Source organism: Streptomyces sp. NPDC002130, assembly GCF_040296465.1.
GTDB lineage: Bacteria > Actinomycetota > Actinomycetes > Streptomycetales > Streptomycetaceae > Streptomyces.
In genome coordinates, this window is sequence record NZ_JBEOXI010000104.1 from 20,505 (window position 1) to 27,118 (window position 6,614).

Genomic DNA, 6,614 nt, shown 5'->3' on the forward strand with positions numbered 1-6,614 from the left:
GCCGATTCGCCGACCGACAAGCACCGACGAGGAGTACCCACCATGCCGAAGACGACCACCGGCCGCGCCCCCGGTCCCGGCACGCGCCGCACCATGACGGCCGCCGCCCGCGCGGCGGCGAAGCGCGCGGAGCGCGGCCACCGCGAAGCGGGCGCGGTGACGGCCACCCACGCGGAGTCCCCGCGCCGGGCCGAGCGGCCACTCGCCGGACGCACCGTCCTCATCGAGGCCCCGAAGCACGGCTGGGACGACCCGCCGGAGCCGTCGCCGGAGTCGTTCGGGGACGACGGGCCGCAGGAGCGCAGCGAGCCCGGCTCCGGCGGCCGACGGAAGCTGCTCACCCTGCTCCTGGCCGTCCTGCTCGTCGCCGGCCTGGTCGCGCTGGCCGCCCTGGGACGGCAGTACCGCGACGGCCGCCTGACGGAGACCGCCCGGACCGAGGCGCTCACGGCCGCGCGCACAGCGGCACCGATCGTCCTGTCGTACGACTACCGTCACTTGGAGAAGGACTTCTCGAGGGCCCGCGCCCACCTGACCGGTGACTTCCGGGACGAGTACGGCAAGACCACGAAGACCGTGGTCGCCCCGACGGCCGAGAAGTACCACGGTGTCGTGAAGGCAAGGGTCGCCGCCCCCGGCTCCGGCGGCGCCCCGGCCGCCTCCGTCGTCTCGGCCTCGCCCGACAAGGTCGTCGTCCTGCTCTTCGTCAACCAGGTCACCGAGAGCACCCAGGTGTCGGGGTCCCGCGTGGACCAGAACCGGGTTCGGATGACCATGAGCCGTACGGGTGACGAGTGGAAGGTGAGCGCGGTGGACGCGCTGTGAAAGGTGAACGGGCTCTTGTGCGTCACCCGGTGATCAGAGCGACTGACGCGGAACGTCCGCCTGGGCCGAGTGCGCCGTGGACCGTCGTGCCACCCGCTCCAGGTGCCGTGCCAGGACCTCTCGCGCCTCCGGCGTCAGGGTCCGCAACGCCAGCAGCGCCGTGATGACGACATCACACAACTCCGCCTCCACGTCCTCCCACGTGTGCGTGACGCCCTTGCGCGGGTTCTGCCCCGTCGCCCCGATCACCGCCTCCGCGACCTCGCCGACCTCCTCGGAGAGTTTCAGGATGCGCAGGAGGAGGCCCTCGCGGCCCTCTACCGGGCGGTTGGTGTCGAGCCACTCGTACAAGGCGTCGATGGTGGACCAGAGTTCAGGGGCGGGGGACTGTTCGTTCATGGGGGCGCAGCCTGCCATGGGGGACTGACAACGCCGGGTCCTGGCCCCCCGCCTCCTACTCCATGTACTCCTCCTCGAACAACGCCTCCTGCTCCCCCTCCTTCGCCTTCCGCAGCCGCCTCGCCCGGGCCCCCACCACCACCGCCGTGCCCGCCGCCGTCGCCGCGAAGGCCGCCGGGATCATCCAGCCGCGGTTCACCGCGTGGCCGAGCAGGTGGTCCACGGAGAGGCGGCCCGGGCCGGTGATGGCCAGGCCCGCTGCCGTGAGGCCGAGCGTCGCCGCGTACTCGTAGCCGCCGCCCTGGTTGAAAAAGCCGTTCGGGGCGTGCACCGCCGCCGCTCCGGCCATCGCGCCTGCCGCCGCCGCTCCCGCGGCCGGGGTCGCCAGGCCCAGGGCCAGCAGCGTGCCGCCGCCCGTCTCCGCGAGGCCCGCCGCCGTCGCGCTCGCCTTGCCGGGGGAGTAGCCGACGGACTCCATGAACTGGCCGGTGCCCTCGATGCCGTGCCCGCCGAACCAGCCGAACAGCTTCTGTGTGCCGTGCGCCGCCAGCACACCGCCCGCCCCCAGCCGGAGCAGCAGCAGACCCAGATCACGTCGGTCGTTACGCCTCACGTCGTCTCCCGTAGCAGGCAGCAGGAACAGAGGAACGCCCCTCTTCGCGTTTCCACCGTCGCACCCCCCACACCCCGCGGACCCGTCCGGGACGCCGTTCGGGTGGTACGGGTGGCGGGGGGCCGCGGCCGGTACGACGCTGCTCGCATGACGATTCAGACCACGCGCCTCAGCGATCCGGCCGTCCGGGCCTTCGTGACCGCCGTGAACAACCACGACCGTGAGAGCTTCATGGAGCTCCTCGCACCGGATGCGACCATGACCGACGACGGCTCCGACCGCGACCTCGCCGACTGGGTGGAACGGGAGATCTTCTCCTCCCACGGCCACATGGAGGTCGACAACGAGTCCAACGGCGGCCGTTCCCTCCTCGCCCGCTACAGCAACGACACCTGGGGCGAGATGCGCACCCGGTGGAGTTTCCACGTGGACGACGACGGCCGGATCACGCGCTTCGACACCGGGCAGGCCTGAGATCCCTTCACCCGTAGGGGCTTGTCCTCGTGTGCACTCCACCTTCTAGCCTCCGGGCATGGAGACCACACGGCCGCTGGGACGCAGCGGCATCGAGGTGAGTGCCCTCGGCTTCGGCTGCTGGGCGATCGGCGGAGAGTGGCAGGCGGCCGACGGGCAACCGCTCGGCTGGGGCAAGGTCGACGACGAGGAGTCGGTGCGGGCGGTGCGGCGCGCCCTCGACCTGGGCGTCACCTTCTTCGACACCGCCGACACCTACGGCGCCGGGCACAGCGAACGCGTGCTGGGCCGGGCCCTCGGCAAGCGCAGGGCCGACGTCGTCGTCGCCACCAAGTGGGGCAACGTGTTCGACGAGGAGACGCGGACCCTCACCGGTAGCGACGACTCCCCGACCCATCTGCGCCGTGCCCTGGTCGCCTCCCTGCGCCGGCTAGGCACCGACTACGTCGACCTCTACCAGTTCCATCTCTCCGACGCCGACCCCGTGCAGGCCGCCCGGCTCCGGGACGCATGCGAGGAACTGGTCCGCGAGGGGCTGATACGGGCCTACGCGTGGAGCACCGACGACCCCGCACGCGCCGCCGTGTTCGCCGAGGGGCCGCACTGCGCCGCCGTCCAGCACGCTCTCAACGTCCTGACCGACGCGCCCGCGATGCTCGCGCTGTGCGAGGAGGCCGGCCTCGCGAGCATCAACCGCAGTCCGCTCGCGATGGGGTTGCTCAGCGGGAAGCGCCGGGACCGGCAGCCGTTGGAGGCCGGGGACATCCGCAGCAGGCCCCCGGCCTGGCTGCGCGGGTTCGGTGACGGGTCCGGCGCCGACCCGGAGTGGCTCGCCCGCGTGGATGCCCTCAGGGACGTCCTCACCAGCGAGGGCCGTACGCCCGCCCAGGGCGCCCTGGCCTGGCTGTGGGCGCGCAGCGCACGCACGGTGCCCATCCCCGGCTTCCGGTCGGTCGCCCAGGCGGAGGAGAACGCGGGAGCGCTGGAGAAGGGGGCCCTGACCGACGCACAGGTGGCCGAGGTCGACCGGCTGCTCGGGCGCTGAACCTCGACCGGCTGCGCAGGCGCCCATCGCCGACCGGCAGCCCGGTGCCGACCTTACGGGACCTTTGGCCAGTCTTTGAACGTTCCGTGCACGCCCTCGTGATTCCGCTTCGTACCGTCGCGGGATGTGTGACTCAGCCCGGCTGTCCAGACGTTCTCTGCTCGCCCTAGGCGTGAGCCTCCCGGTGGCGGCAACCGCACCCGCACCCGCCCACACCCTCGTGCTCGGCGGCGACCGCCTCGGCCGCGACACCGTGCAGGTCGGCAGCACCACCGGACTGCCCCGGCGGCTCACCGCCCGTTCCTGGCTCGTCGCCGATGGCGACAGCGGTGACGTGCTGGCCGCCTGCCGGGCGCACCGGCGGCTGCCGCCCGCGTCCACGCTGAAGATGCTGTTCGCCGACACGGTGCTGGACAGGTTTCCGCGCGGCGGCCGGCACACCGTCACCGCCGCCGACCTCGCCGGCATCCCGGCGGGCTCCAGCCTCGTCGGCATACGGGCTGGGACCACGTACACCGTCGACCAGCTCTGGCAGGGCGTCTTCCTGCGCTCGGGCAACGACGCCGTGCACGTCCTCGCCCACATGAACGGCGGTGTGGCGAAAACCGTCGCGGACATGCGGGCCAAGGCGCGGGAACTGCAGGCCCTGGACACGCACGTGGTCAGCCCGGACGGCTTCGACCACCCGGGGCAGCTGTCGTCGGCGTACGACCTGACGCTCTTCGCGCGGCACGGGCTGCGCGACCCCGACTTCCGCGCCTACTGCCGGACGCGGACGGCTGACTTTCCGGCCGGGGGAGGGAAGACGTTCCAGATCCAGAACACCGACCGGCTGCTGAGCGGAACGTGGGGTTTGCGCGCGTACCCGGGGCTGATCGGTGTCAAGAACGGCTACACCAGCGACGCCGGCAACACCTTCACCGGTGCCGCCACGCGCGCCGGGCGCACACTGCTCGTCACCGTCATGCACCCCGCCGACCGTGTCGACGCCGTCTACGAGGAGGCCGCCGCACTGCTCGACTGGGGCTTCTCGCACGGTGCTTCGGCACGGCCGGTGGGTGTGCTGGTCGAGCCGGTGAGCGCGGGGCAGGGGGCGGAGACTGCGCCGAGGAACGGCCCCGCCGCCTCTCACGCGGTCGCCCAGGGGCCCTCGACGGGGCGGCTGGTGGAAGGTGCCGGAACCGCGGTGGCGCTGCTGGCGGGCGGGGCCTGGGCGCTGCGCCGGCGCCTGGCACCCGGGCGAGCGAGGGGACGGCACCGGGAGTGACGGTCACCGGCGGGGCGGCGGCAGGTCCTGGAACTGAGCGGCAGTCGTTCCACGCGCACCGGTGCGTACTCCGCGGTCCCTCGCGGAATCCACCCCCACCCGGTGCCGTGGAACGACTGCCGCCTCCCCCCTGGAGGTGGCCGACGGAAGCGTTCCACTCCAACTGTGAAGCTTTCGTGTAGGAGAGTTGAGCATAAGCTCCCTACCGGCCGCAATGGGGCGGAGGTTCCTATTCCGTTTGTGCAGGTTGACGAGTTGACGAAATCCGCGCGGGCGTTGTCGCGCGCTCAGCCGCGTCCGACGTACGGCATCGCAGTCGCCAGTACGGTCGCGAACTGCACGTTCGCCTCCAGCGGCAGTTCTGCCATGTGCCGCACCGTGCGGGCCACGTCCGCGACGTCCATCACCGGTTCCGGGGCTACTTCCCCGTTCGCCTGGAGCGCTCCCGTCTGCATACGGGACGTCATGTCGGTGGCCGCGTTGCCGATGTCGATCTGCCCCACCGCGATCCCGTACGGCCGTCCGTCCAGGGAGAGGGACTTCGTCAGGCCGGTCAGCGCGTGCTTCGTCGCCGTGTAGGCCACCGACATCGGGCGGGGCGTGTGCGCGGAGATCGAGCCGTTGTTGATGATCCGGCCGCCCTGCGGGTCCTGCTCCTTCATCTGCCGGTACGCCGCCTGCGCGCACAGGAACGCCCCGTTGAGGTTGGTGTCCACCACGTGCCGCCAGGCCTCGTAGGGCAGTTCCTCCACCGGCACACCGCCGGGGCCGAACGTGCCCGCGTTGTTGAACAGCAGGTCGACGCGGCCGAAGCGCCCTACGGTGGCGGCGAACAGGGCGCTCACGTCCTCGGGGCGTGAGACGTCCGTCCGCACAGCGAGAGACGCGGTCCCGGGAGCCAGCGCCGCCGTCTCCTCCAGCGTCTCCTCGCGCCGGCCCGCCAGCGCCACCGACCAGCCCGTGCGCAGCAGTTCCACGGCGACCGCCCGGCCGATGCCCGAACCCGCCCCGGTCACCACCGCGATTGCATTGTCCTTGGCGTTCATGGGCCCGCAGCGTACGGGAGCACGTCCCTGCCCCGGCGGGCTCGCCGCGTCAGGCGAGCGTGAGTTCCGGCTCGCCCAGCTCGTCCGGGTAGCGGACGCCGACCCGGTCCCGGATCGCGTCCAGTGTGCGCATCACGGCGAGCGTGCCGTCGAGCGGAACCAGCGGGGACTCCGTCTCCCCGGCACGCAGAGCCCGCATCACCTCGGCCGCCTCGTGCCGCAGGCTGTTGCGGGGGCCGTCCGCCGGATCGGCCGTGAACTCCTCGGCGTCACGGCCGTCCCGGTGCAGGACGAAACGGTCCGGGAAGAAGAAGCCGTGCGGGATGTCGATCCGGCCCTGGGAGCCGGTGACCGAGGCGGAGGTCGCCGTACCGCCCACGATGGAGCAGTGCACCGAACCGAGGGCGCCGCTGTCGAAGGAGAGCACCGCCGCCGTCTGGAGGTCGACGCCCTCCTCGGAGAGCACGGCCCGCGCGGCGATGTCCGACGGCTCCCCGAGCAGCAGCTGCGCGAACGACACCGGGTACACGCCGAGATCGAGCAGCGCGCCGCCGCCCAGCTCCGGGTTGCGCAGCCGGTGCGAGGGCGGGAAGGGCCCGGCCAGCCCGAAGTCGGCCTGGACGCTGCGCACCTCGCCGATCGCTCCGTCGTCGACCAGGGCCTTGAGCCGCCGTACCAGCGGGTTGCAGTACATCCACATCGCTTCCATCAGGAAGCGCTCGTGCTCCCGCGCCAGCGCGACGAGTTCCCCGGCCTCACGCACGTTCAGCGTGAAGGGCTTCTCGCACAGGACGTTCCGCCCGGCCGCGAGACACAGCCCGGCTGCGGTCCGGTGCGCCGTGTGCGGGGTGGCGACGTAGACGACATCGATGTCCTCGTCCTGGGCGAGCGCGTTCCAGTCGCCGTAGGCCCGGGGTATCCCGAACCGCTCCGCGAACGCTTTCG

Annotated in this window: 8 protein-coding genes; 4 read left to right on the plus strand and 4 right to left on the minus strand. The window is 72.2% G+C overall.

Annotated elements, in window-relative coordinates:
• The first annotated feature begins 42 nt into the window (after positions 1-42).
• Positions 43-825 carry an Rv1363c family protein gene (locus tag ABT116_RS20755; RefSeq protein WP_351635865.1) on the plus strand — a complete coding sequence of 261 codons (783 nt, stop codon included), beginning with the start codon at positions 43-45 and terminating at the stop codon, positions 823-825.
• 33 nt (positions 826-858) lie between these two features.
• On the opposite strand, the gene ABT116_RS20760 is transcribed toward ABT116_RS20755, so the two are convergent.
• Together ABT116_RS20760 and ABT116_RS20765 are read right to left on the minus strand one after the other, a co-directional pair.
• Positions 859-1,224, minus strand: coding sequence for a MazG-like family protein (locus ABT116_RS20760; protein ID WP_351635868.1), 366 nt, complete (start codon positions 1,222-1,224; stop codon positions 859-861).
• A 55-nt stretch (positions 1,225-1,279) separates the two neighbouring features.
• On the minus strand, positions 1,280-1,837 hold the full coding sequence (locus ABT116_RS20765; RefSeq protein WP_351635870.1) for a DoxX family protein: 558 nt from the start codon (positions 1,835-1,837) through the stop codon (positions 1,280-1,282).
• Between the two features lie 147 nt (positions 1,838-1,984).
• On the opposite strand from ABT116_RS20765, the gene ABT116_RS20770 reads away from it, so the two are divergent.
• The 3 genes from ABT116_RS20770 to ABT116_RS20780 all read left to right on the plus strand — a co-directional run bounded on the left by ABT116_RS20770 (position 1,985) and on the right by ABT116_RS20780 (position 4,623).
• Entirely contained in the window at positions 1,985-2,311 is a 327-nt protein-coding gene (locus tag ABT116_RS20770; protein ID WP_351635872.1) for a nuclear transport factor 2 family protein, read from the plus strand.
• 58 nt (positions 2,312-2,369) lie between these two features.
• Entirely contained in the window at positions 2,370-3,356 is a 987-nt protein-coding gene (locus tag ABT116_RS20775; protein ID WP_351635875.1) for an aldo/keto reductase, read from the plus strand.
• Between the two features lie 124 nt (positions 3,357-3,480).
• On the plus strand, positions 3,481-4,623 hold the full coding sequence (locus tag ABT116_RS20780; protein ID WP_351635878.1) for a D-alanyl-D-alanine carboxypeptidase family protein: 1,143 nt from the start codon (positions 3,481-3,483) through the stop codon (positions 4,621-4,623).
• A 287-nt stretch (positions 4,624-4,910) separates the two neighbouring features.
• Here ABT116_RS20780 and ABT116_RS20785 read toward each other — a convergent pair whose 3' ends face one another.
• Positions 4,911-5,669, minus strand: a complete 759-nt coding sequence (locus ABT116_RS20785) for an SDR family oxidoreductase (protein WP_351635881.1) — start codon at positions 5,667-5,669, stop codon at positions 4,911-4,913.
• Between the two features lie 49 nt (positions 5,670-5,718).
• On the minus strand, positions 5,719-6,614 hold an 896-nt coding region (locus ABT116_RS20790), incomplete at its 5' end, for a Gfo/Idh/MocA family protein (protein ID WP_351635884.1).